This is a genomic window from Paenalcaligenes suwonensis (assembly GCF_011290505.1).
Lineage (GTDB): Bacteria > Pseudomonadota > Gammaproteobacteria > Burkholderiales > Burkholderiaceae_B > Paenalcaligenes > Paenalcaligenes suwonensis.
The window spans coordinates 521,477-547,436 of sequence record NZ_JAANPV010000001.1 but is presented as its reverse complement, the minus strand read 5'-3'; the positions used below and the strand labels follow the sequence as shown (position 1 = coordinate 547,436).

The window sequence follows — 25,960 nt, the reverse complement described above, 5'->3', positions numbered from 1 at the left end:
TTCACAATTATGAAAATAATAGCATCACAACGTACAACCACTCGTATCCGATACCGGAGAATTGTTAATCATGGAAACCCAGCTGTTTGATGTCGTGATCGTAGGGGGTGCTGCTACAGGTAGCTCTGCCGCCTATTTCCTACTGTCCAACCCCGATTTCAAAGGCAAGGTGCTGGTGCTGGAACAAGACCCCAGTTACCAACATTGCGCTACCACCCTGTCTGCTGCATCAATACGCCATCAGTTCTCCACGCCTGAAAATATCCGTATGTCCATGTTTGGCACGGAGTTTTTGCGCCAGTTCAAACACAACATGGATGTAAACGGTGATTCCTCTGACCCCGCCTTTGTGGAAGGGGGTTACCTGTTTTTAGCAACCGCTGAAGGCGAAGAGGTCTTGCGCTCTAACCTGCAAACACAACAAGCGGAAGGCGCTGACATACAAATGTTTGCCGCCGCTGAGCTGGCTGCCAAATACCCATGGATGAACACCAGCGACCTTGCTGCGGGTTCGTTGGGTTTAAGCGGTGAAGGTTGGTTAGATGCATACGGCATGATGCAAGGCATGCGCCGCAAAGCCATCTCGCTGGGTGCCACCTACCGAGCTGCTCGCGTGCAAAAACTCTTGCACCAGAACGGCAGCATTAACGGAGTAGAGCTAGAAAATGGCGAAAAGATTCATGCCAAATTCGTGATTAATGCCGCCGGAACCGACGCTACCCGTTTGGCACAAACAGCGGGCATTGAGCTACCTGTGCAATCGCATAAACGCAGCGTTTTCTACTTTACCTCTCCCGCACACGTGCCCGGCTGCCCCATGGTCATTGACCCTACTGGTGCGTACTTCCGTCCTGAAGGCGAAGGCTTTATTGCCGGTATAGCCCCCTCTGCCGACCAAGACCCTCCGTGCACTGATTTTGATGTGCAACACGAACTATTCGATGACTTGCTGTGGCCTCTCTTAGCGGAACGTGTGCCGGGCTTTGAAGCCCTACGCCTAGTGCGCAGTTGGGCGGGTCACTACGACATGAATTTATTGGATCAGAACCTGATTCTGGGAGCTCACCCCCAGATGCAAAACCTGCTCTTTGCTAACGGCTTGAGCGGGCATGGTATGCAGCAGGCCCCTGCTGTAGGTAGAGCGCTAAGTGAGCTAGTGGTATATGGCCACTTCCGCTCGTTGGATCTCACTCGCCTAGGCTGGCAACGTGTTTTGGAAAATCAGCCCTTGATTGAGAAAAACGTCGTGTAACAACTCCTTTTGCCCACCGGCACAACGCAGCACCAACTATTCCAATAATCAGGAGACAATGAAATGAAAAGGAAGTTTGCTTTTTCCGTGATGGCCGCCACACTTTGCTTGGCGCTTCCCTTCGCAGCATCTGCCGCCGAAACCGTCAAAATTGCTATTGCTGGTCCCTTTACCGGCGCGAATGCAGCCTTTGGCGACCAGTTGTGGATTGGTGCTGTCGCAGCCGCTGAACAGATCAACGCCAATGGCGGTGTGAACGGTAAACAGATTGAACTGATCAAAGGTGATGATGCTTGCGAACCCAAGCAAGCTGTAGCCGTTGCCAACCGATTGGCTGACCAAGAAAAAGTGGCAGGTGTAGTAGGCCACTTCTGCTCTTCTAGTCATACCCCGCCACAGAAATTTACGATGAGGCCGATGTGCTGTCGATGGCCTGCGGTGCTACCAACCCTGTCATTACCGAGCGTGATATGCCTACAGTGACACGTATTGTGGGTAGGGATGACCAGCAAGCCTTAGTGATTGGCGACTTCATCGCGAATGACCTCAAAGCCAAACGTATTGCCGTCATCCACGACAAAGATACCTATGGCCGTGGATTGGCCGATGCCACACGCAAAGCCGTTGAAGGTGCTGGCGTAGAAGTCGTCGTGTTTGACGGTGTGAACCGTGGCGAGCGTGACTACAACGCGTTGGTAACTCGCATGCGTAGTGCCGATGTGGATGCTGTTTTCTTTGGTGGCTTGCACGGTGAAGCCGGTACGCTGGTACGCCAGATGCGCGAACAAGGCATGAAACAACCTTTTGTGTCTGATGATGGCATTGTTGACCCTGCCTTCGTCACCGCTGCGGGTGGCCCACAGTACTCCAGCGGCGTGTACATGACCTTCCCTCAAGACCCTCGCAACATGGAAAGCAGTAAAGACGTGGTCGCCAAACTGACCGCCGAGGGGAAGAAATCTGACGGCTTCACGCTATATGCCTACGCCGGTGTACAAGCCTTGGCCGCCGCGCTAGAAGGCACTAACTCCACCAGCGGTGTAGAACTGGCTGACTGGATGAAGGCCAATCAGGTGCAAACCGTACTGGGCCCTAAAGAGTGGGATAGCAAAGGCGACTTAAAAGTAGCCAACTATGTCATGTACCAGTGGGATGACAACGGTGGATATGCCGAACTGAAGTAAACCGTTTTCGCTTATCCCGGCGGGTAGCGATCGCTGCCCGCCAACCTGGAGTGTGTGTCCATGGACTTCTATATCTTTGGTCAACAGATCATCAACGGCCTAACCTTAGGCTCGGTGTATGGTCTTATCGCAGTCGGCTACACCATGGTGTACGGCATCATCGGCATGATTAACTTTGCCCATGGTGACATCTATATGGTGAGTGCTTATATTTCCGCCATTACCCTTGCTGTTATTTCTTTCTTTGGCATTCAATCTGTACCTTTCGCGTTACTCACCACGCTGATTGTGACCATGGCCATTACTGGTCTATATGGATGGTCCATTGAGCGCACGGTCTATAAACCGCTCACCGGCACTACCCGTTTGGCTCCATTAATTACTGCTATTGGGGTGTCGTTGGTACTGCAAAACTACGTGCAACTTGCGCAAGGCCCCAACGTACAAGGGGTACCTATTCTGGTTTCGGGCAGTTTCCGTATTGGCGATGATGAAAACTTCATCCAAATACGCCTAATGAACTTGATCATTATTGGCGTAAGCGTGGCCGCCATGGCAATACTGACCTGGTTAATTCATGGCACTAGCCTAGGCCGTCAATGTAGGGCTGTACAGCAAGACCGCAAAATGGCCACCATTTTGGGTATTAATAGTGCCCGTATTGTGTCCATGGTGTTTGTGATTGGTTCCGTCATGGCCGCGATTGCGGGTGTGCTGGTGACGTTGAGCTACGGTTCTTTTGATTTTTATGTGGGTTTCATTATTGGCTTGAAAGCCTTTAGTGCAGCAGTACTGGGTGGGATTGGTTCCTTACCGGGTGCCATGCTAGGCGGGCTGTTGCTAGGTGTATTGGAATCTATTTTCGCTGGCTTCGTGAACAGCGATTACAAAGATGTGTTTGCATTCAGCGTATTGGTGCTGGTGTTGATATTCAAACCCAGCGGCCTACTCGGACGCCCAGCAGTGGAAAAGGTGTAATCCATGCATACCACTACCCCTACTCCCATTTCGTGGGGACATTCTATTAAGGATGCCTTGATTGCTGGCGTGGTCACCTTGATCTTGCTGGGCCCCATTACCAACTTGGTATTGAACCAATACGATTTTAAATTCCTGCCAGAGCGCACTCCCATACTGCTAAACGGTATCAGTCTGGCTATTTTGGTCGCCGTTGTACGCTTTGGTGTGTCTATCTTGGCGCAACTGCCGGCTGGCAACCGGTTACTGCAACGTTTGCAGCAAAAAAACGCTTCGGATGACATCACCGTAGAGTCCACCTCTGCCCCCTCTACGATCAAAAACCTGCGGGTGTTTGGCAGTTGTGTGCTGTTTGCCCTGTTTGCCTGCTTTTTGGGCTGGCAAGGGGTAATTGCGGTAGGCGCCAGTTCGGCGCTGGTCTTAATTAGCTTGTTTATTCTGTTTGTATTTGGAGTAAGCCTACCTAAACCTCGCGGCCAGAAAAATGCCTGGAAAATCTACGTACCGCTGTTGTTCTTAGCCGGTGTGTCATTACCTATTTTGCTAAACCTCACCGGCTTACTGCCCAAAGTATGGATCAGTAACCTCACGTTAGCGCTGATTTATGTGCTGCTAGGCTTAGGGCTAAACATCGTCGTGGGTATGGCGGGCCTGCTGGTTTGGGCTTTGTGGGGTTTTATGCCGTAGGGGCGTACTTACTGGCACTAGGCGCGCAATACTTTGATTTTGGTTTCTGGACAGCACTGCTGCTAGTACCTATTGTGGCTGGCACTTGCGGTGCATTGCTGGGCTTTCCCGTGCTGCGTATGCACGGCGATTACTTGGCTATTGTGACCTTGGGATTCGGGGAAATTATCCGCTTGGTCTTAACCAACTGGGCTGATGTAACCGGTGGGCCTAACGGTGCTGCCGCCCCCTCTCCTACGTTTTTTGGTATGGAGTTTGCACGCCGCAGTAGCAATGGCAACCCGCCTTTTCATGAGTTCTTTGGTTTGTCGTACCACGGTGATTACAAGTTTCTATTCATTTACTTGGTGCTGTTTACCGTAGTCGCCATCACATTGCGTTTTTTCAACCGCTTGCGCTACATGCCGCTTGGCAGATCGTGGGAAGCCTTACGCGAAGACGAGATCGCCTGCCGTTCACTGGGTATTAATCACGTCACCATTAAATTATCGGCCTTTACCATTGGGGCAATTGCCGGCGGTATTGCGGGCGTGTTCTTCGCCACCTACCAAGGTTTCATTAACCCCACCTCGTTTAACTTCTTCGAGTCGGTGCTGATCTTGTCCATTGTGGTGCTAGGAGGCATGGGGTCTATGCTGGGTGTGGTGATTGCTGCCTTGGCGCTTACCTTATTACCCGAGCTATTACGTGATTTAGCCGACTACCGTATTTTGATGTTTGGTGTACTGATGATTTTGATGATGATCTGGCGTCCACATGGGCTAATACGTGCTAAACGCCCTGCTTTTGCCGGAGGCAAACATGACTAATACGCATGATCCCATCCTAACCGTACGCCAACTTACCCAGCGTTTTGGCGGCATTATTGCCAACAACAACGTTAACTTCGACGTACAGCGCCATTCTATTACGGCCTTAATTGGCCCCAATGGTGCAGGTAAAACCACAGTTTTTAACTGCGTCACCGGCTTCTACCGCGCCAGCGAAGGCGTCATTAGTTTGCATCGGGAAGACGGTCGTATTTCTCAGGTGGCCAAACTACTCACCCGCCCGTTAGTAGGTGGGTCGCACCAAGTTACTAGGGCAGGCATTGCGCGTACTTTTCAGAACATCCGTCTTTTCCAAGACATGACCGTGCTGGAAAACCTGCTGGTTGCCCAACACCGACATTTGGATGGCAACTTGTGGCGCGGCATGTGGGCATCAGCCCGTTTTGAAGACCGCGAACGCCAAGGTGTAGAAACCGCCATGCAATGGCTAGAACGCTTGGGCATGGCTCACCAAGCTAACCGCTTGGCTGGCGAGCTGCCCTACGGTTCACAACGTATTCTGGAAATTGCCAGGGCCATGTGTACTGAGCCCTTGCTGATTTGTTTGGATGAGCCTGCTGCGGGCTTAAACCCCTCTGAAACCGATCACTTGGCCTCACTGATTCACCTGCTGCGCGATGAGTTTGGCGTCACCGTGCTGTTAATTGAACACGACATGGGTTTGGTCATGGATATTTCCAATCACATTGTGGTGTTAGACCACGGTGAAGTCATCGCTCAAGGCTGCCCCGACGACATACGCAACAACCCGAAAGTCATTGCCGCTTACCTAGGTACAGCAACAGAGGAACAGGTATGAGCTCAGCCTTATTGGATATTAAAAACGTCTGTAATGGCTACGGTGCCATTCAAGTACTGCACGACGTATCCCTACATGTAAACCGTGGCGAGATCGTGTGCTTAATTGGCGCAAACGGCGCGGGTAAAAGCACCTTACTGATGAGTATTTTTGGACTACCGAAAATACGCAAAGGTGAGATTATTTTTAATGGCACGAACTTGGCTAACTTGCCCCCTCATCACATCGCCCGGCAAGGCTTGTCGCAAGTACCCGAAGGACGACGAATTTTCCCTGCCATGACCGTAGAGGAAAACCTACTTATCGGCACCCTACCTATAGGTATGGAACATGCAGACGCCGATAAAACAGAGATGTTTGCCTTGTTTCCTAGACTAAAAGAACGTAGAAACCAACGAGCAGGCACCTTATCGGGTGGTGAACAGCAAATGTTGGCGATGGCACGCTCATTAATGGGCAGGCCTGACATGATTCTGCTAGACGAACCCAGCTTAGGTTTAGCCCCACTGATTGTGGCGCAGATTTTCGATATCCTTAAAGACATCACCTCGTTGGGGAAAACTATTTTCCTGGTAGAGCAAAACGCTTACCACGCCCTAAAGCTTTCTAGCCGTGGCTATGTCATGACCAATGGCCAGATTACGCTCACAGGCTCTGGTACCGAGCTTCTTGCCAATCCACAAGTGCGTGACGCGTACTTGGGAGGCGGTAAAAAACACTGATGTTTTCTGCCTGGTTGGCACCCTATAAGGAATCCTATCGTGACGTATCCAGATGTGCAGTCTTCGGTATCGGCCTTAGCTGAACGCATACGCTCCTTGCGCCAACAGCACGGTTGGACGCTAGAGCAAGCGAGCCGAGCTACCGGCGTGGCTTCATCCAGTTTGTCGAAGATAGAAAATGGCTTAAGTTCGCCTACCTATGATGTGTTGCTACGGTTGGCACGCGGCTTTCAGGTTGATATAGCCGAGTTATTTGCACCGCCCCAAGAACACATGGGTGCTGGGCGACGCACCATAGAACGTGCCGGAAACGGCGAAAGGCATGATACGCCTATGTATGAGCACCGTGTGCTGTGTTCGCAATTGGCCAATAAGCACATCATGCCCTTTATTTCGCGTATCAAAGCACACGATATAGACCCACAAGAAGGTTGGAGCCGTCACGAAGGCGAAGAGTTCGTCTACGTACTGAGTGGCAGCATCGAACTACACACCGAGTTTTACCAACCCGTAATACTGCATCAGGGCGACTGTTTTTACATAGACAGCCGCATGCTACACCGCGTGATTAATCACGGCGGAGCAGACGATGCTGAAGTTATGTGGATTAGCACCAAAGCAGAACTATAAGGTTTGCCATGAGGCAACCACCCCCAACTCTGGAGGAGACTATGCATCACCCTATTGCAGTCTTGGATGCTCATGCAACCGCTGCCGCGTTACCATACCCCGCCCTGACGGACGCACTGGCACAAGCCGCATTGGATTATCACCATGGCCACATTCACGCCCCTACACGCCAAAGTGTAGACTACCCTACTGGGGCAACACTGCTATCCATGCCCTCTACGGCTAACGACATAGGTATACATAAGTTAGTAAACATCATGCCGCAAAACCCACAGGCTGGTTTAGCCACCATTCAAGGTTTGGTCTGCGCTTACGATGGCGAAAACGGTTTACCCCTGTTTGTGCTAGACGGCCCCACCGTCACCGAGAGGCGTACCGCTGCCGTGTCTATGTTGGGTATACGACTGCTGTGGCAAAACAGTTGCCAGCATGCCGCGATTTTAGGGGCAGGTGTACAAGCGCAAGGTCATGCTCAAGCGTTGCATGCCCTGTATCCACAATGCCGTATCAGTATTGTGGCTCGCAACCCTGCCAAAGCACGTGTACTGCAAGAAGCCTTACCGCACATCACCCTCACCATCGTCACCGAGGTGCCAGAGGATGCCGATGTAGTCATTGGCACCACCAGCAGCGAAACCCCTATTTATCACCACCCTGCTCGCGCCGACCGGCTGCTCATAGGGATGGGCGCTTACCGACACGATATGGCTGAGTTTTCTGCTGATACCGTGCAAGCCAGTCTGCACTACATTGACGATAAAACCTCAGGCCCACATGAGGCGGGAGACTTACTGCAAGCGCATGTTAACTGGGACCTCGTGCAGCCTATTGCGCTAGCTCAGCACCAGCCCCCTAACCGCTCCCGCCCCTTGTTTTATAAAAGCATAGGTTGTGCTGCATGGGATCTTGCTGCGGCTCGTTGCGCGCGCCTGCATCTGAAGAGTGCATAAGCAGTATAAGTAGAGGCTTATTCAAGCCTTAACCCCTACTGGTTAGTGTTAAGCTGCTGCTATCTTCACCGGTAGCTTTCTTCTTTACTCTCTGCTGAACACTAACCAGGTATGTCCACTTCCACTGTTACTGAGCACGATCCGCACCGAATTTCTTCCCGCTATGAGATGTTGCGTCTGCTACGACGTATGTTGGATGATGGTTTGCTCATTCAAATGCAAGGGCCACACCCCCACATTTCAGTGGTCACTACCTTAATGGATATTGATCTGGATGCAGAACACCTGATCATCGACTGCGCCTCGCACGACGCTATCAATCAGCAGTTTTTAGAAGCCGGCACCGCTGACTTTGAAACCAGCATTGATCAGGTCAAAGTACAGTTTTCTACGGATCACATCACGGCCACATATTTTGAAGGTAAGCCCGCACTTAGCATTGATTTGCCCGAGTTTATTCGCCGCATTCAACGACGTGAGTTTTTCCGTGTGCCTGTGCCCGTGTCCAACCCTGCCACCTGTGCATTGATGTTGAGTCAGCCCCCTATAGTGTTTGACCTGTATGACATCAGTGTAGGTGGCGTGGCGTTGCTGGATAAAAATAGGCAAGTGAACTTTAGGCTGGGCATGCTGCTGCACGACTGCACGTTGCATTTACCCGATGTAGGCACCATTACCGTTACGCTACAAATCACCCGTGAACGCGAATTGCTGCTGCCTAGCGGCACTCCTATACGCCATATAGGGGCGGCATTTGTAGGGTTACAAGGGGTGGCAGAAAACCAGGTGCAAACCTACACCAATAGATTAGAACGCCAACTTATTGCGAAAGAGCGCGGTCTACACTAACCGTCTCTGTGCACGCACGTACGGTGGTGATGCCACCATCGGTTTGTACATACTGCTGTACACTGCTACAGCGTTGGTCTATACACAATTCGTAGTCGGGGGTATAACCCGAACGCATTAAGCGTAGCTCTTGAACAGGAGTTCTAGGTGGCTGGTAGTGATACCAGCCATTTTTTAAATACGCGTCTTCTGGTGGTTCCATACCCGCTGCCGAGCCTTTTACTCGCGCTTCTACCAACACAATATCAGCGACGTTAGCGTCAGAGGCGGCAGGCACCAGTTGGTAGTCTTCTTCCCAACGCACTTTCTCAATAGAGTGTTGCCACGCCAAGGTAAAACGTTGGGTAGGCACATAGCGGGGCACCGCATCGGGTGCCCCAGCTAATTGCAAACAAATACCAATGACCGCACTGATGGGCATTAGGCTGCCTTGTGCTCTACGCCACGGCTACGCAGGTAATGCCACACCAAGAACAAAGCTGTCATGGCCCACCCAATTTGATCCGAAATAGGATCGGCCCACACCAACATCGCGGCGGCCACAAACACATACACACGTTCCCAAACCTGTACTTTGGTACGCATGAAACCTGTAGTCGCTACCCCCCACAACACAATGGCAAATACCGCTTTCACCACTACGTAAATGACCTCGATGGGGCTGGTGTAATCTTGCAGCATCAACGCGGGGCTATACACAGCCATGTACGGCACAATGAATCCGGCAATGGCCACCCGCAAGGCTTGAATACTGATTTTCAACCCGGTGGTTTTTGCAATAGGAGCGGCGGCAAACGCAGCCAATGCCACTGGCGGTGTCAAATCGGCCATGATCCCGAAGTAAAACACGAACATGTGCGACACAATCAGCGGTACACCCAGTTGCAGCAAAATAGGGGCTGCCAAAGAGCTGGTGATAATGTAGTTAGGAATAGTAGGAATACCCATCCCCAGCACCAAGCACGTAATCATGGTTAAGAACAACGCCAACAGCAAGTTGTCTTTACCAATGGCAATCACTTGGCCACCAAACTCTGCCGCCACACCGGTTAAGTTAATAATCCCGATGATGACCCCTACCAGCGCGCAAGCAATCGCAACCGGTAACGCATGACGCGCACCATCTGCCAGTGACTGTATAGAGTCGCGCAATACATCTTTGCTATGACGTTGAATGAGCAAAAAGGCCGCTAACAACGCAATAATGACAAAAAAGGTAATGACCCCAAACTTCACAAAACCAGTACACGCCAAACCTAGTAATAGCCAGAACAAATACCGTAAGGTATTACGGCTACAACCGCTAATAGCTGCTGCACCAAAGATCAGAATAACGGTTAGCCCCAAGCCTACGGTTCCCGAGAATAGGGGCGTATAGCCTGAAAATAGTAGCGACACCAAACCAATCAATGGAATGAGCAAATACCAATGGGTGCGTATGGCTGCCCACGGGTTAGGACACTCCTCTTTAGGCAGGCCAAATAGCCCTTCGCGCCCAGCAACTAGGTGTACTGTCCAAAAAGCCGTAAAGAAATATAGAATGGCCGGAATAATGGCGGCTTTCACGATTTCCACATAGGGCACGTTGATGGTCTCGGCCATAATAAAGGCCACGGCTCCCATCACTGGCGGCATAATCTGCCCACCCATGCTAGATGTGGCCTCTACCCCACCGGCAAAGGCCGAGGAATAACCAAAGCGCTTCATCAAAGGAATCGTGAACTGCCCGGTAGTCACCACGTTTGCCACACCTGAGCCGTTAATGGTCCCCATCAAACCTGAACTGACCACTGACACTTTAGCTGGGCCACCGCGAGTGTGCCCTACTGTACCCATCGCCAAGTCGCTAAACAGCGTGATCATGCCAGCACGCTCTAAGAACGAACCGAACAAGATAAACAAGAAGATATAGGTAGACGACACATAGGTAGGCGTACCGTAAATCCCTTCCGTACCAAAACTTAAGGTACTGATGATTTGGTCAAAGCCGTAGCCTCGGTGTGCAAAGCTGCCCGGTAAGAACTCGCCGTATAAGCCATACAGCAAGAACAAGCCGCAAATAATGGGCAACGCAATCCCCATCATGCGACGAGTGGCTTCAAACACCAACGCGATAATAACAATACCCACCACCATGTCTTCAGTCGTCATCTCGCCTGCCCTAGCGGTGAGATCGGACTCAAACACCCAGTGGTAAAAACTAAAAACAAAACCTATTAGCCCCAAAATCCAGCCCAATGCCGGTATTTTTCTGCCAAAAAAAGTGGGCATTAGGGTGAAGATCATCAACAGCACAAAGCCTACGTGTATGGCACGTACCACTTGGCTGGAGATAGGACTAAATGCAGCGGTGTAAATCTGAAAAACAGAAAACAGTACCGCTACCCAAAAAATAGACCGTGGAAGCGCTGCCACGGATTGATCGTGATCCATGCTCATAATTGCCCAGTATTTACATCAAAAAAAAGCAGTGATTCCTGAGGTTGGTCAGAATCACTGCCTACGTACCAATAAGCCTATTGGGCTTATTGGCAGTTACTGAATCACACCTTGTTCACGGTAGTAGCGCTCAGCGCCTGGGTGTATAGGCACAGGCATGCCTTTCACCGCATTTTCCAGCTTCATGTTTTTCACCGCATTGTGTGCGGCATAAAGGGAGTCTATGTTTTCGTACAGTTGCTTGGTCATTTCATAGGCGAGCTCATCCGACACGCCTGAATGCGTCACCAAGAAGTTAGGAATAGCTGCCGTCGCTACATCGGCCTCTTGGCCTGCATAGGTACCCGCAGGAATCACTGCTGGTTGGTACGCTTCACTACCCACGGCCTCTACGACTTCAACCGGCACAGGCACCACCACGATATCTACCGAGGTAGCCAAGTCACGAATAGACGACACGCCCAAGCCTGCTGACTGCAGTGTGGCATCTAACTGGCGGTTTTTCATCAGCTCTACAGACTCGCCAAACGGCAGGTATTCCACTTTGCTGAAATCGTCATAGCTCATGCCCGCCGCTTTGAAAATAGCGCGTGCGTTTAGCTCGGTACCCGAGCGTGCTGCCCCTACTGAAATACGTTTGCCGCGCAGATCTTCTAGGCTGTTAATGCCCGAACCGGCATTTGCCACTATCTGGATGTAATTATTGTAGGTACCGGAAAGCCCACGCAGTTTGTCCAGTTTGCGTGTAAAGCCTGCCTCTTCGTTACCTTCCCATGCGTCAGACACGGAATCCGCCAGTGCCATGGCCAACTCACCACGACCAGCTTGCAAGAGGTTCATGTTTTCTGCCGAGGCTTTGGTGACCTGAGCCGTTGCTTTTACATTGGGAATGCTTTGCGCATAAATTTGCGACAGTGCCACACCAATAGGGTAATACACCCCACTTTGACCACCCGTCAAAATATTAATGAACTGGGCTTTTTGTGCCGTTGCTGCGCCGCCTACTAGTGCTGTTGCCACCAAGGCTGTACCCATCAGCGTTTTGATAAAACGCATACGCCTACCTCCTGAATATATTGTTGATATGACGCGGTTAGGTGTTATACACCTAAAACCAAACCGTATAACAATGCCTATTTCAAGTTAGCAGGACAAGGGGGATTTCCCGATACTGACATGCTTTTTTTGTGAGCATTTGATGCATATCAGTAGCAGGCATGGCAGCCATCACAGCAAGGCCATGCCTGTCTTTCCAACTCGTAACGTTAGAAGTGTTCGTCTACGATTTGGTTAAATGCATCTTCTGCACTCATCCCGGTACGCATCAAGCGAGTAATATCTGCAGAGTATTGTTGTATGCCGTCAGGTAAGAACTCACGGTGTACGCGGAAATAGTTGTATTTTTCCACTTCAACAGGATCCGGCTCAGCACGTGATGCTACACGGGCACGCGTTGTGCCGCTGCTGCGTGGGCTGCTCGCACGACGCACAGGTGCGGCAGGAGCCACTAATGCTTGTTTAACCTGTTCTAGGCTGAATACATCGGATAGGTTGTCACTGACATCGCCATTTTCATTCAATTGCATCAACAGGTTTTTGCTGTCGAATGCCATTTTGAAGCCGCGGCTGTTAATAACTTGGTAGTTAGGGCGCTTTGCATGCCCGGGAAATTCAATCTGTACGCGATCGCCGTAAGAATTCATACGCTCAATCACGTCTTTCAAAAACTCTGGGGAAAGCGATTCCAGCTCGCCGTTCCAACGCGCTGTCCGTCGAGTAGCCAAAATAATTCTTCCTAATAAAACCTGCCTGAAACAGGTAATGGTGCACAAAAATACGGAAGAGTATTTTACGCCGTCAGCTTTGTCAGGTCATGGCGCGCAGGCAAAAAAACCACGCGCAGATACATTTCATATGTTCTGTGCATAGTTTTACATCCATATACCAACAGGAAAAGAGAAAAAAATGCCGCACTCTGCATACACAGACTGCGGCAAATACTCCGTCAGATGTTTTGCACAGGGACAGCTGAGCATGACTGGAGTACAGCAAAAAAAATTGCTACAAGCACCGCTATATTACCATGTATATAGCGATATTCAAGATCGCAACCCAAAATTTCTCTGCAAGCTGATATATACTTGATTAGAACCTTCCGCTACAGGCTTGTATGCCTTCAGCTTTCTCGTCAACTTTGCCTGATTCCTAACCTTGCTGGCCAATCCTGAACATCTGAAGTTTGTAGACCGCGATCTCCAGTTGCGACTTGATATCATCTGCCACCATAACCCTGTTAAAGGTTGGGCACCGTTTTATCAATTCAGCATGCAAACGGGGCAAGAAATCGCCGGCGTCATTCATCTACGCATCGGTACCCACGCTGATCTACTGCATCACTTGGGTCACATAGGCTATGAAGTGTTTCCGCGTTACCGCGGCCGCGCCTACGCGCGTCGTGCCTGCCAATTGCTGTTGCCTCTGGCAAAACTAAACGGCTTGGAAGAAATTTGGATCACGTGCAACCCTGACAACACGCCGTCTCGTCGCACCTGTGAAAACCTAGGCGCAACCTACGTGGACACGGTGGACGTGCCCCCTAACAGCCCCATGTATGCCATGGGAGAGCGCCACAAACGCCGCTACCACTTACCGCTGTAACTTAAATCGTTATTACTTTCAGCGTTTTATCCAGGGTAACGCGACAAAGCGAGCCTTCCTCGTCGTGCCCCCAATACACATCTCCACCATGCAAGCGGGCCACCTGTCTTGCCAAGTAAATACCCATACCCATAGCATCAGGGCTGCTTTCTTGTAGTCTGCCCATGCCCAAGTCCAGCAAGGCATCACGCTGCTCATTGGTGACTAGTGGGCGCAGCACTATACCTATCTGGAAGGCGTGCTCTTCCACCTGCAGTGATATTGCATGCTGCCTGCCTAAGCTATCTGCATATTGCAGCAATAACCCCAGTAATGCCTTTTGCATCAAACGCTCATCGCCTTCGATCATCAGACCACTATACACATCACCGCCATCTAAATTGATCCATAAGTCTGGAGCCAACTTTTTAGACTGAGACAACACGTTTTCTAACATACCGAACAAGGCATACGGCGCTGGAATAACGCGTACTTCATCACTCATAAAACGCAGTGCTTCCTGCGCGCTGTCTACCTGATAGTTCACCCACTGCACATTGTGCTGCATGTCCATTACGCTTTGACGTTGTGCCTGCAAAATAGCATTCGTTTTATCGTCACCGCGTATAGACTCACTACCTGTAAGCAGACTGCCCAACTGTTCCGAGAGCTTGGCACTTAAAGTGCTGAGATGCTGAGTATGTAGACCCAACTGCTGTTGTAGCCACAGTGTCTGCTTATAGGCACTGATATCGGTCTGACAGAACAGGTGCACACCGCCTTCTAAAATGTCGTAGCTCACGCGTTGCCACGTACCATCTGGCATATGCACATCCGCATCAGCACGTTTCCCTTCCTCGAACCACGACCCTTGCTCTGGCCTCTGTTGGCCTTGCTGTTGCAACAAGTAATTCAAACGCTGCAAAGCGCCTTCTAACCCTACTGCAACATGCTGCCCGCCCTGCTCTTCAATTAAGCGTTTTTGGCTGGTTAGGTTGGAATACAAGCACTCGCCTGTGGATGCAAACACGCATAACCCTACCGGAGCCGCATCAAACACACGCACCAATTGTCGTTGTACGGTTTCTAATTCTTGGCTACGTCGCCATGCGCGCGTGGCCTTCTCGTCCCATTGACGTTCCATCGCCAACGTAGAGGAATAACGTTCGGTGTTATCACGCACAAACACCACCACACCGTCCGGCCCATTTTTCAAATGCAGCGGAAAAATGGCAAAATCCATATAGCGAATTTCACCCGAGGCGTCGATAAGCTCTACATTGTTTAATTCTGCTTTGTGGCCATTTAAGGCTTCTATCACCGCAGGCTCCAACTGGGGGAACAAGCGTATAGACAACACGCTCTTGCCCACTACCCGCTCGGGGTTCAGGTTCAGCATGGTTTGCGCCGCACGGTTACACGACAAACAGACAAAGCGCTCGTCCAGCACGAGTACACCCTCATCTGAAGCCCCCAATAGCAACTCAGAAAACTCTTTGGCGCGTACTGTCATGCGTTCGGCATTTTGGGCACGCTGCACTTCCATCATCTGGCAAAACAGCAAATACCCACCACTAATTAACAGTCCCAGTACCCCTACCACCAACTGCCAAATCGCTTTAATTTGTACTTCACGTGAACGGCTTGTGTTCTCTCGTTCGTAGAGCAACACTCTGTTGCTGGCTACTTGCAGTTGCGACAACAACGGCTTCAAGCTACTTTCTAACGCCAATAATTCTTCTGTACTTAACTTTCGGCCATCGCTCCACGCCACACTACTTTCAAATGCCCCCACCACACTTAACAGCGAATTCAGTTCGCCAGAGTGCGTTAAATTGCGTTTTTGTGGCCCTGTCAGCAACAGCGTCAGACGGCTAAGAAAAATTTCGTACTGGTTAAATAAGCTGTTATAGGTAATGTCATCGCCCGATCGCACCAACGCAATCTGCGTCATTAAACGCAAACCTTCTTGCTGTGCTTGGGTACTGGCCCACAGCATATGCCCAGCCATATCGGTACGCATTTCTTTTTGCTGATTGACCAGTTGCACCACGGCATAGGACAACAACGCCAAAAATACCACTATCACCAACAATGTATACCCATACACTGTTTTCTTTGGGCTTAGAGCTTGACGACTAAACATTAAAGCGTGCTTCTCCACGATGTCTCAGTGTGTATAAACGCATGTACCGCTACAGGGTATAGCTTATGAGGCCAATGCCCCGTATTTAAACAGCCTGTTACCCAATAGCAGCAAAACCACCATCACTGCAAACACATGAAACTATTATTAATTGGCGAGCTTATTCCATAAAGCAGGCTCGCCATTTGCCTTTGCCAACGCATCCAGGTACTGCTGATGTTCTTGCAGCTCCTGTTCCGTGGCCCGCACTATAGGCAATACTGAAAAGTCCACTGAACTAAAACGTACAGTGCTATTGCTATCACCCGCCCCATCCTCATAACTTGCCATCATGAGGCTTTCTTGGCCTCGGGTCATGGCTAGCCATACATCAGCCAACAACTCCGAGTCCAGTAACGCGCCGTGCAAGGTGCGATGCGCATTAGAAATGCCGTAACGCTCACACAAAGCATCAAGGTTATTACGCTTACCGGGGTGTAACTCACGGGCAAACACCAACGAGTCGGTTACTTTTTCACAGTAACTTGTGAAAGGCTGCAACCCACAGCGGGCAAATTCCGCATCCATGAATTTCAAGTCAAAGGGAGCATTATGAATAATGACTTCTGCCCCTTCAATGAACTCCACTACCTGCGATGCCACGTTTTTGAAGTCTGGATAATCAGACAGGAATTCAGTGGTCAGTCCGTGTACTGCCAAGGCCTCCGGGTCGCTGTCCCGACCTGGGTTCACATACAGATGCAAATGACGACCAGTTAACGTACGGTTAATGACCTCTACACCAGCCAGCTCCACCAGCCTATGCCCATCAGAGGGGTCCAAACCTGTGGTTTCCGTATCAAAAACTATCTGTCGCATTATCCTGATGATCCTTTGTTTCGCCCTGTCTACCTAGTATTCGATCTAGGCCTTAATTCTTCAACACTTTTTTTGCTACAAACGTATACGCCACCGGCACCACAAAGAGTGTCAGTAAGGTACCGAATGTTAACCCGCCTACCAGCACCCAACCAATCTGGTGCCTACTTTCTGCCCCGGCCCCAGTCGCAAATGCCAGCGGGAGCACCCCTAGCACCATCGCGCCAGTGGTCATCAAAATGGGGCGCAAGCGTAGCTCTGAGGCTTTTACTACCGCAGAATATAAACCCACACCTTGCAGCCGTAACTGGGTAGCAAACTCTACTATCAAAATACCATGTTTGGTAATCAATCCCACCAAGGTAATCAGGCCAATTTGACTATAAATAGACAAGGTTCCGCCACTGAGCCACAGCGCCAATAACGCCCCTGTCATCGATAGCGGCACCGACAGCATAATCACAAACGGATTACGCCAGCTTTCAAACTGGGCGGCCATCACCAAATAAATAAACACCAACGCCATGGCAAAAATGAAATACATGCTGCCAGACGAATCCCTGAATTCGCGTGATTGTCCGTCTAAATCAGTTTGTACCGTGTCTGGTAAGACATCTGCCGCCACCTTGTGCATGTGATCCAGCACCTCACCTAGTGCGTACCCAGGGGCCACGCCCGCTTCGATAATCACTGCACGCAAACGGTTAAAGTGGTTCAGCGACTGCGGCGACACACTTTCACGTATGCTTAAGAAGCTATCCAATGGCGCCATGCTGCCATCTTCTGCGCGCACATAGATGTCCAAAATGTCGTTAGGCCGTGTGCGGTCTGGTTTATCCACCTGCACAATCACGTCGTACTGTTCGCCATCGGTTTCATAACGCGTCACTTGGCGACCACCAATCAAGCTTTCTAAGGTACGACCTACTACATCTACCTTCACACCACTATCCGACAACTTATCGCGATCCAGCTCTACCCGCAGCTCTGGCGTGTTCAAACGCAAATCCAAATCCAAGTTCTGCAAGCCTGGATAGTCTTCTAGTGCCTTCATAAAGTCTTTAGCGATCGCATCTAACTCTACATAGGGAGCTTGACCCATGATCACAAACTGCACGGGCTTGGATGTTGCACGCTGCCCTAATGAAGCCGGGTTGCTGGGGAACGCACGTGCGCCGCTCAGCGCTCTGAACTTAGGCTGCAACTGATTGGCAATTTGCTGCTGGCTACGCTCACGTTCTTCCCACGGCGCCAAACGCAAAATAGCAAAGGAATCCGTGACAGTGGGGAAACCAATAATGGTTTGTATACCCTGCATTTCTGGCAGTTCGCGGTACATGCCCTCCACTTCCAGCACGTTACGCAGGGTGTAATCCAGCGTCGCGCCATCTGGCGAAGTGACCATACCAAAAATTACGCCTCGGTCTTCAATAGGGGCCAACTCGCTTTTAATAATGGTAAACAACCAGCCGCTGGCCAACGCCACCACCAAGCCCATCACAATCACACCCACGCGATAGCGCAATGCTTTCAACAGCAACTTACGATAACGGCGTGTTAAGCCATTTAAGCCATCTTCAATAAGTTGGTATAAACGACCCGGATTGCCCGTAGGTGCTTTAAGCAATCGCGAGCACATCATGGGCGTTAAGGTTAGTGCCACAAAACCCGACACCCCCACCGCGCCCGCCAGCGTTAAGGCGAACTCAATAAACAACCGGCCGGTACGCCCCGTTGCAAACGCCAACGGCGCAAACACCGCTACCAAGGTTAAGGTCATGGCGATCACAGCACCGCCAATCTCTTTAATCCCAATAAACGACGCCTCAATGCTGGATTTACCCTCTTCTATGTGCCTATACACGTTTTCCAGCACCACAATGGCATCATCCACCACCAAACCAATAGCCAGCACCATCGCCAGCAACGTTAGGGTGTTAATAGAGAAACCAAAGGCGTACATCAGACCCAGCGCGCCGATCAAGGACACCGGAATGGTCACAATAGGAATTAAGCTGGCGCGTACGTTACGTAGGAAGAAGAAAATCACCAGCACCACGAGCGCAATAGCTTCCAGAATGGTGCTGTACACCGAGGCAATAGAACGCTCGATAAAAATAGAACTGTCGTACGACACCAGCAATTGCATGTTGCCCGGCAAGTTGGCATTAATAATTTCCAACTCAGACTGTACGGCACGCGATAAATCCAAGGGGTTCGCTGTAGATTGCTTTGTTACCCCAATGGTCAAACTATTTTGCCCATTAAAACGCGCTAAAACACGTTCTTCCGCTGGGGCAATACGTACATCGGCCATATCACCTAGGCGTATAGGAAACCCCTGCGCGCGCGACACAATAATCTGCTTAAACTCGTCTACAGTCTGCAAATCGGTAGACGACACCACGGTAAACTCGCGATCGTTAGACTCAATACGACCTGCAGGAATCAACACGTTCTGGCTGCGTAACGCGTCTTCCACATCTTGTACGGTTAAGCCATAGCCCGCCAATCGCGCTCGGTCTACAAAAATGCGCATAGAAGGTAGGCGCTCACCAAACACGCGTACTTCAGCCGCCCCCGGCAACACAGACAATCGCGTTTTAATATAGCGGTTAATGTAGTCAGACGCTTCAATGGGCGATAAAGTCCCCATATCCACCCCCACATACACAATAGGCGTGGAATCAGCTTCTACCTTATTGATGATGGGTTCGTCGGCTTCATCGGGCAAGAATCGGCGTGCGCGTGACACCTTATCGCGCACATCAGCTGCAGCCGCATCAGGATCGCGATTCAAATCAAATTTGATATTGATGTGGCTACGCTCGGAGCGACTGCGCGATGTCATCACATCCACACCCTCAATACCAGACAATTGGTCTTCAAGGGGTTTAGTGATTTGTGATTCTATAACTTCGGGCGATGCCCCTTTATAGGTGGTGGACACCGACACCACTGGCTCATCAATAGCGGGGTACTCGCGTACAGTTAGGCGATCATAGGAAATCAGCCCTATCAGCACAATCAGCAGCGATAAAACCGTAGCAAATACAGGTCTGCGTATACAAACGTCAGAAAGCAGCATGGTAGAGGGTTCCTGAAAGTGTCACATTAAGGCTTCTGAATCAGCACAGATGTGCCGTTGGCAATCTTCTGTACACCAGACACCACCACAACCTCACCAGGTGCTACACCTTGCACCTCTACCCAGCCCGCCTCACGCTCCCCGACTTTGACTTCGGTACGCTGCGCGATGCCATCCACCACTAAAAACACATATTGCGCCTCGCCTGCTGGCTGAATAGCGCTTTCCGGCACCATCACAACCGAGTCTGTACCCAGTTGCAAACTAACCCGCGCAAACAAACCTGGACGCAGCTCTAACGTTTCGTTAGGTAAGCGGGCACGTAACCATAACGATCTCCCCGCCGCATCTACCACGGGATTAATTGCCGTTACTTGGCCGTCGTACTCGGCTTTGGGGAAGGCATCCACACGTGCCGTTACCAATGTGCCAGGAGACACGCGTGATAAATACTGTTCCGGAATACGGAAATCCACTTCCAGCATATCTACGGCTTCCAGCAAGAGCAACTCACTACCCGGACTCACGTAATCGCCCACGGAAATGTTTTTCAAACCAGCCAAGCCTGAAAACGGCGCCAAAATCACCGTTTTATCTAGCTGCGCCTGTGCTAAAGCTACCGCTGCTTGAGCCACTTGCAGCTGGCTTGCCGACTCGTCGCGTGCTTGAGAGCTAATAAAGCCCTGCTCACTCAAGCGTCTAGAGCGCTGGTATTGGCTACTGGCCAAACTTAACTTGGCTTTGGCTTCTAATAATTGGGCCTGCGCAATGCTGTCATCTAAGCGCACCAACACTTGATTGCGCTCTATAGGTTGCCCTTCAGCAAAAGCGATTTCTTTGATAGTACCCGTAATTTCTGAACGTAACGCAACAGAATCACGTGCTTTTAATGAACCCACAGCACTGAGTGAGCGCTGCAATTCGTGGAATTGGGCATCGGCCACTTGCACTCCTACCCGCTCTGTCGCCACCATTTCGGTCGCCTCGGTCAGTTTTGCAGCAGTAGGCTGTTTAGTGCCTGTGTTCTCTTTTACTAAGAGTTTGGCACCGCCATATACCAATGCAACCCCTACGATCAGAATGGCAAGAATTGCCCAAATTACCCACTTTTTTTTCATTTACGCCTCATTATGCTGTCGCACGCTGTCTACCCCCTTGTTTGCCAACACGTCTGCTCGCTCGTTACCCGCGTCACCGGCGTGCCCACGCACCCACTGCCACTGCAAGGTATGCTGCTGCGACAAGCTATCTAATTGCTGCCACAAGTCTGCATTTTTAACAGGTTTCTTGTCGGCTGTACGCCACCCACGAGCTTTCCATCCTGACATCCATTCCAGCATGCCTTTTTGTACATACTGCGAATCAGTATGTACGGTCACATTACAGGGGCGTTTCAACAGTTCTAAGGCCCGAATCACGGCCAGAAGTTCCATACGGTTGTTTGTGGTGTCTTCCTCGCCACCGAAAATTTCTTTACGGTGTTGACCATAACGCAGCAACGCGCCCCAGCCACCTAGCCCGGGGTTGCCCTTACATGCGCCATCTGTCCAGATATTGACCACTTTTTGTTCCATGACTTACTACTTCACATATTGGCATCCCGGCGGGCTGCTGCCACCGCACGGGACTTAAATTTAGGGGGCACGCGTTTCCACTCTAACCCCACCATTTTGGCCGCATTCACTCGCTTAATGGCTTCCACCACATACACCGCTCCCTGTAATGGCCACCCTCGCAGTGCCAAGGTATCCATAAAGGCCCAGCGATGTAACCACCGTCTGCTTTGGCAATACGGCATATACACCCCTTGGTTAGCTTGCGTCACATCAAACGACAACAATTCTAACCAATCCTCTAATCGAGCCTGAGACACATACTGCGCCGGCGCAACCGGCAAATGTGACTCTAAACCGGGGATACGATCACGTAAGCCCCATAAGCTATATGGGTTTAGCCCTGCAAAAATCGCTTTTCCCTCGGGACGTAAGACGCGCTCTACTTCTCGCAATATTTGGTGTGGTTGTGCCGAGCACTCCAGCGCATGAGGCAAAACCATGAGATCCACGCTTTCTGACTCAAACGGTAACTGTTCAGGTACACAGATCACCAAACCTTTGCGTACAATGTCCACACTTTCAGTATCCACCGTACAAAATTTATTAGCGATACGATTCGCGCGCAATAAGTCCCAGTGAGGCAAACCAATTTGTATGGCATGATACCCGAATGTATTGCCCACCAGTGCATTGACTTGCCTATGCATCCAGGCGCGAGCATGACGTCCTGGTACCGTATGCTGCCACTGCATCAATTGTGCGGTTCGGGCCTGTTCCATTGTTTTGATCGTCCTAGACTATGATGAATGTGCTAGCTTCGTTTGCTACTACCGGCTATTCGCTCACGCCACTTCCTGCCTTCAATGATAACTATATATGGTTACTTGAATATGCCGGACATGCTCTAGTTGTAGATCCTGGTGAAGCAGAGCCTGTCATACACGCCCTACAACAACGTAATCTGGTACTTAGCGCCATCTTAATTACCCACCATCATGGCGACCACACCGGGGGCATTAACAAATTATTACTTCATGCACCCGATGCGGTGGTTTACGGCCCAGCCAGTGAAAATATCCCGTCTCGCAATGTAGCGGTAAAACAAGATGAAACCCTGCGCATAGCCGCATTAAACCTCACTTGTAAGGTATTAGACATACCCGGACATACGGCTGGCCATGTAGGTTATTACAGCATACCCGACGGCTGTCCCCCCTTACTTTTTTGTGGCGATACACTTTTTTCTATGGGTTGTGGACGATTGTTTGAGGGAACCCCTGCCCAAATGGTGTCATCTCTGGGTAAACTTACGTCTTTACCGCCCGCCACGTTGATTTGCTGTGCCCATGAGTACACCTTATCTAACGCCCGCTGGGCCTTAACTGTTGAACCTGAAAACCCAGCTTTATTGGCTCGGTATGATCAAGCTCTGCAGCAGCGCGCAGACCACTTGCCTACCGTCCCCACTTCGTTGCAAACCGAACTGGCCACCAATCCGTTTCTGCGCACTCGCGAACCAGACGTTGTACATGCTGCCACCGCTTACGCAAAAACCCCATTGGCTACTCCTGTAGACGTTTTCGCCTGTTTACGCGAATGGAAAAATCAAGCCTGACTCCGCCATGAGAATTATTCGTTTATTTACTTTATGCATGCTGATGGTACTTGCCGGTTGCGCAACCCAACAACAGCAGCATACGCAAAAAAGTGACGGCCCGCTGATTGCTGCCGACACCTCCCGTACCATCGATTTGACCCACCCGCCACGCGACATGTGGGATCGTATACGTAGAGGCTACTCCATTCCCAACCTCGACACCGAGCTCGTGGACTACTGGACGGACTACTACGCGTCACGCCCTCAGTCCCTACTAGTAATGAGCCAACGTGCGAGCAAATACTTGTTCCATATCGTTGATGAAATTGAAGCGCGAGGCCTTCCTACCGAACTCGCACTACTGCCCTTTGTAGAAAGCGCCTACAACCCCGACGCCTACTCACGCGCGCATGCTTCCGGGCTGTGGCAGTTCATTCCAAGCACTGGCAAATACTACAACTTGGAACAAAACTGGTGGCTTGATGAGCGCCGCGATCCTATTGCCTCAACTGATGCAGCACTCAATTACCTAAGTTATTTATATGATTTCCAAGGCGACTGGTATTTAGCGCTGGCCTCATATAACTGGGGTGAAGGCTCGGTAAAACGTGCAATTGCACGCAATGAAAGCCAAAACCTGCCGGGCGATTATCTATCGCTCACCATGCCAGAAGAAACTCGCAATTACCTGCCTAAGTTGCAAGCACTAAAAAACATCATTACTGACCCAAAACGTTACGGCATCACCTTGCCAGACATCAGTAATGAGCCCTACTTCACTTCCGTGCCGCGTACTAGCGACATAGACATGACCGTAGTCGCACAATTGGCCGAAATGAGCATAGATGATCTGCGTATGCTTAACCCATCGCATAACCGTCCTGTCATTCCCGCCAACAACACCACCTTATTGCTGCCTACAAATAAAGTAGAAACCTTCAAACGCAATCTCGCCTCGTTCACGGGCAAACTCAGCAACTGGAAGGTATATCAGCCCCAACGTGGTGAGTCGTTTGCTTCTATCGCCAAAGATCACGGCATTTCGGTAGCAGAGTTGCGATCCTTAAATGGCTTGAACGCCAAACAAACCGTTGCCAGCACACAGTTATTGCTGCCTATTGATGCGGCAGATGCTCGCATCACTATGACAGCGCAAGGTACGCCCGTAACAGCTCAAGCCACCTTGGCCGCGCAGGCGCAACAACCACGCGCTACTGCCCGTCGTGCTGTCGCGCGTAACTACCGCGTACGAAAAGGCGATACACTCTTCGCCATTGCTCGTAAATACAACACTTCTGTTTCAGAGCTGAAAAAACTGAATAAACTACGCAACAACAATATACAGCCAGGTAGTCAGCTACGCGTACCGTCTTGAGTCGCGTCCTGGTAAATTGGCACGTTATTTTTTAGAGAAGAAAGGACTATTCAGCATGGGTTTCCTCACCGGCAAACGCATTCTTATCACCGGCGTAATTTCCAATCGCTCCATTGCTTATGGCATCGCCCAAGCCTGTCATCAGCAAGGTGCAGAAATTGCTCTTACTTATGTGGGCGAGCGTTTTAAAGAGCGTGTGGAAGAATTCGCCAGCGAATTAGGCAGCAACATCGTTATCCCTCTGGATGTAGCTGAAGATCAGCAAATTGACGATGCAATGGCCACTCTGCGTACCCACTGGGACAGTTTGGATGGTCTGGTGCACTCTATCGGCTTTGCGCCACGCGAAGCGATTGCGGGTGACTTCTTGGAAGGTTTGTCTCGTGAAGCCTTCAAAATTGCACACGACATTTCTTCCTACAGTTTCCCTGCATTGGCTAAAGCGGCATTGCCATTGATGGAAGGTCGTCAAGCCTCGGTGCTGACACTGACCTACTTGGGTGCTGAACGTGCTGTACCTAACTACAACACCATGGGCTTGGCTAAAGCATCCTTGGAAGCTAGCGTGCGTTACTTGGCTGCGGCATTGGGCCCACGTGGTATTCGCGCTAACGGTATTTCTGCTGGTCCTATCAAAACGCTGGCGGCCAGTGGTATTAAAGACTTCTCCATGCTGCTGAAGTATGTGGAAAGCGTAACGCCTATTCGCCGTAACGTGACTATCGAAGACGTTGGTAACGTGGCTGCGTTTATGTTGTCCGACTTAGCTGCGGGTATCACTGGCGAGATCACTCACGTTGATGGTGGTTTCTCGTGTGTTGCTGCAGGTATGGTTGAGTAAGCTTCTTAGCGTTAGGTAAGAATGCTAGCAAACCCCTGGTTTTTACTGGGGGTTTGTTGTTTTTGGCGGGTGTATCCATCGCACACGCTGGGGGACTGCGGAACAACTTTTTGTGATTTGAGACACCAAATCAAAAAAGTTTTCCTCCGCCTCCCCTGAGGTATCGCAATTGATAGGTTTACCGCCCTTTCTTATGTGGCAACGAGTCAAAATCAGAGCATATTGTCCATACCTTGTTATTACGCTGCAGGAGGTTGACTCAAGCACAACCAGCTAGAGGATCTCTGTTCAGGAGAACTTGCGTTGCATCACGTGCTGTTTTGCTCAAAAGTATGCACAACTAACAGCAATCACCGACGCAAAGACCGTGGCATGCGATGAAGGAAAGGCGGATGGAAGTGTTTTTTTATTTGGTTTACAAATTAAAAAATACTTTCGCAGCCTTAGGCTAATGCAGTCCAGTCGTAAGTACGCAGGCTGTAAAGCTCACTACACCCAGTGAGAAACTGTCCTTAGGCTACGGCAAACAGTCGTGAGTAAAT

The 25,960-nt window shown here is 50.5% G+C and carries 23 protein-coding genes and 1 pseudogene; 14 read left to right on the top strand and 10 right to left on the bottom strand.

Features of this window, described 5'->3' with window-relative positions:
• The first annotated feature begins 70 nt into the window (after positions 1-70).
• From GY634_RS02580 to GY634_RS02540, 10 genes and pseudogenes are all read left to right on the top strand, one after another.
• A complete protein-coding gene (locus tag GY634_RS02580; protein WP_166406995.1) occupies positions 71-1,252 on the top strand; it encodes an NAD(P)/FAD-dependent oxidoreductase in 1,182 nt (393 codons plus the stop codon).
• Between the two features lie 63 nt (positions 1,253-1,315).
• Entirely contained in the window at positions 1,316-1,735 is a 420-nt protein-coding gene (locus GY634_RS17310) for an ABC transporter substrate-binding protein (protein WP_207625469.1), read from the top strand.
• Positions 1,681-2,436 carry a branched-chain amino acid ABC transporter substrate-binding protein gene (locus GY634_RS02575; RefSeq protein ID WP_278249002.1) on the top strand — a complete coding sequence of 252 codons (756 nt, stop codon included), beginning with the start codon at positions 1,681-1,683 and terminating at the stop codon, positions 2,434-2,436. Before GY634_RS17310 ends, GY634_RS02575 begins: the two co-directional genes overlap by 55 nt.
• 60 nt (positions 2,437-2,496) lie before the next feature.
• Positions 2,497-3,414 (top strand): ABC transporter permease subunit, encoded by a 918-nt coding sequence (locus tag GY634_RS02570; protein WP_166406994.1) that lies wholly within the window; start codon positions 2,497-2,499, stop codon positions 3,412-3,414.
• Positions 3,415-3,729: 315 nt separating this feature from the next.
• A pseudogene (gene livM, locus GY634_RS17135) lies at positions 3,730-4,910 on the top strand (high-affinity branched-chain amino acid ABC transporter permease LivM).
• Positions 4,903-5,730: an ABC transporter ATP-binding protein gene (locus GY634_RS02560; RefSeq protein WP_166406993.1), complete on the top strand. Its 828-nt coding sequence runs from the start codon at positions 4,903-4,905 to the stop codon at positions 5,728-5,730. Before livM ends, GY634_RS02560 begins: the two are co-directional and overlap by 8 nt.
• Entirely contained in the window at positions 5,727-6,452 is a 726-nt protein-coding gene (locus GY634_RS02555) for an ABC transporter ATP-binding protein (RefSeq protein WP_166406992.1), read from the top strand. The genes GY634_RS02560 and GY634_RS02555 overlap by 4 nt, the downstream gene beginning before the upstream one ends.
• 39 nt (positions 6,453-6,491) lie before the next feature.
• A complete protein-coding gene (locus GY634_RS02550) occupies positions 6,492-7,082 on the top strand; it encodes a helix-turn-helix domain-containing protein (RefSeq protein ID WP_242683581.1) in 591 nt (196 codons plus the stop codon).
• A 41-nt stretch (positions 7,083-7,123) separates the two neighbouring features.
• Complete coding sequence (locus GY634_RS02545) at positions 7,124-8,032, top strand: delta(1)-pyrroline-2-carboxylate reductase family protein (RefSeq protein ID WP_166406991.1); 909 nt, start codon at positions 7,124-7,126, stop codon at positions 8,030-8,032.
• Between the two features lie 111 nt (positions 8,033-8,143).
• Complete coding sequence (locus tag GY634_RS02540; RefSeq protein WP_166406990.1) at positions 8,144-8,881, top strand: flagellar brake protein; 738 nt, start codon at positions 8,144-8,146, stop codon at positions 8,879-8,881.
• Here GY634_RS02540 and GY634_RS02535 read toward each other — a convergent pair.
• The 4 genes from GY634_RS02535 to GY634_RS02520 form a co-directional block, all read right to left on the bottom strand.
• Complete coding sequence (locus tag GY634_RS02535) at positions 8,853-9,302, bottom strand: DUF1850 domain-containing protein (protein ID WP_166406989.1); 450 nt, start codon at positions 9,300-9,302, stop codon at positions 8,853-8,855. The genes GY634_RS02540 and GY634_RS02535 overlap by 29 nt on opposite strands.
• A complete protein-coding gene (locus tag GY634_RS02530) occupies positions 9,302-11,314 on the bottom strand; it encodes a TRAP transporter permease (RefSeq protein ID WP_242683580.1) in 2,013 nt (670 codons plus the stop codon). The genes GY634_RS02535 and GY634_RS02530 overlap by 1 nt, the downstream gene beginning before the upstream one ends.
• A gap of 102 nt (positions 11,315-11,416) precedes the next feature.
• Positions 11,417-12,376, bottom strand: a complete 960-nt coding sequence (locus GY634_RS02525; RefSeq protein ID WP_166406987.1) for a TAXI family TRAP transporter solute-binding subunit — start codon at positions 12,374-12,376, stop codon at positions 11,417-11,419.
• A 209-nt stretch (positions 12,377-12,585) separates the two neighbouring features.
• The gene (locus GY634_RS02520) at positions 12,586-13,104 is read right to left on the bottom strand and encodes a hypothetical protein (protein ID WP_166406986.1); all 519 of its coding nucleotides are present in this window, start codon (positions 13,102-13,104) and stop codon (positions 12,586-12,588) included.
• Positions 13,105-13,531: 427 nt separating this feature from the next.
• On the opposite strand from GY634_RS02520, the gene GY634_RS02515 reads away from it, so the two are divergent.
• On the top strand, positions 13,532-13,978 hold the full coding sequence (locus tag GY634_RS02515; RefSeq protein WP_166406985.1) for a GNAT family N-acetyltransferase: 447 nt from the start codon (positions 13,532-13,534) through the stop codon (positions 13,976-13,978).
• Position 13,979: 1 nt separating this feature from the next.
• Here the strand turns inward: GY634_RS02515 and GY634_RS02510 are convergent, their stop codons facing one another.
• From GY634_RS02510 to GY634_RS02485, 6 genes are all read right to left on the bottom strand, one after another.
• Positions 13,980-16,103, bottom strand: coding sequence for a PAS domain-containing protein (locus tag GY634_RS02510; protein WP_166406984.1), 2,124 nt, complete (start codon positions 16,101-16,103; stop codon positions 13,980-13,982).
• 147 nt (positions 16,104-16,250) lie between these two features.
• Positions 16,251-16,973, bottom strand: coding sequence for a DNA polymerase III subunit epsilon (dnaQ, locus tag GY634_RS02505; protein ID WP_278249001.1), 723 nt, complete (start codon positions 16,971-16,973; stop codon positions 16,251-16,253).
• 40 nt (positions 16,974-17,013) lie between these two features.
• The gene (locus GY634_RS02500; RefSeq protein WP_166406982.1) at positions 17,014-20,049 is read right to left on the bottom strand and encodes an efflux RND transporter permease subunit; all 3,036 of its coding nucleotides are present in this window, start codon (positions 20,047-20,049) and stop codon (positions 17,014-17,016) included.
• A gap of 26 nt (positions 20,050-20,075) precedes the next feature.
• Positions 20,076-21,167 (bottom strand): efflux RND transporter periplasmic adaptor subunit, encoded by a 1,092-nt coding sequence (locus tag GY634_RS02495; RefSeq protein ID WP_166406981.1) that lies wholly within the window; start codon positions 21,165-21,167, stop codon positions 20,076-20,078.
• Positions 21,168-21,623, bottom strand: a complete 456-nt coding sequence (rnhA, locus tag GY634_RS02490; RefSeq protein WP_166406980.1) for a ribonuclease HI — start codon at positions 21,621-21,623, stop codon at positions 21,168-21,170.
• Positions 21,624-21,634: 11 nt separating this feature from the next.
• Positions 21,635-22,384 (bottom strand): class I SAM-dependent methyltransferase, encoded by a 750-nt coding sequence (locus GY634_RS02485; protein WP_166406979.1) that lies wholly within the window; start codon positions 22,382-22,384, stop codon positions 21,635-21,637.
• 20 nt (positions 22,385-22,404) lie between these two features.
• On the opposite strand from GY634_RS02485, the gene gloB reads away from it, so the two are divergent.
• From gloB to fabI, 3 genes are read left to right on the top strand one after another with little or no spacing between them, the layout of a single operon-like run.
• Positions 22,405-23,220: a hydroxyacylglutathione hydrolase gene (gloB, locus tag GY634_RS02480; RefSeq protein ID WP_166406978.1), complete on the top strand. Its 816-nt coding sequence runs from the start codon at positions 22,405-22,407 to the stop codon at positions 23,218-23,220.
• Positions 23,221-23,227: 7 nt separating this feature from the next.
• Positions 23,228-24,577 carry a transglycosylase SLT domain-containing protein gene (locus GY634_RS02475; protein ID WP_166406977.1) on the top strand — a complete coding sequence of 450 codons (1,350 nt, stop codon included), beginning with the start codon at positions 23,228-23,230 and terminating at the stop codon, positions 24,575-24,577.
• 55 nt (positions 24,578-24,632) lie between these two features.
• On the top strand, positions 24,633-25,418 hold the full coding sequence (gene fabI / locus GY634_RS02470) for an enoyl-ACP reductase FabI (RefSeq protein ID WP_166406976.1): 786 nt from the start codon (positions 24,633-24,635) through the stop codon (positions 25,416-25,418).
• Positions 25,419-25,960 lie beyond the last annotated feature (542 nt).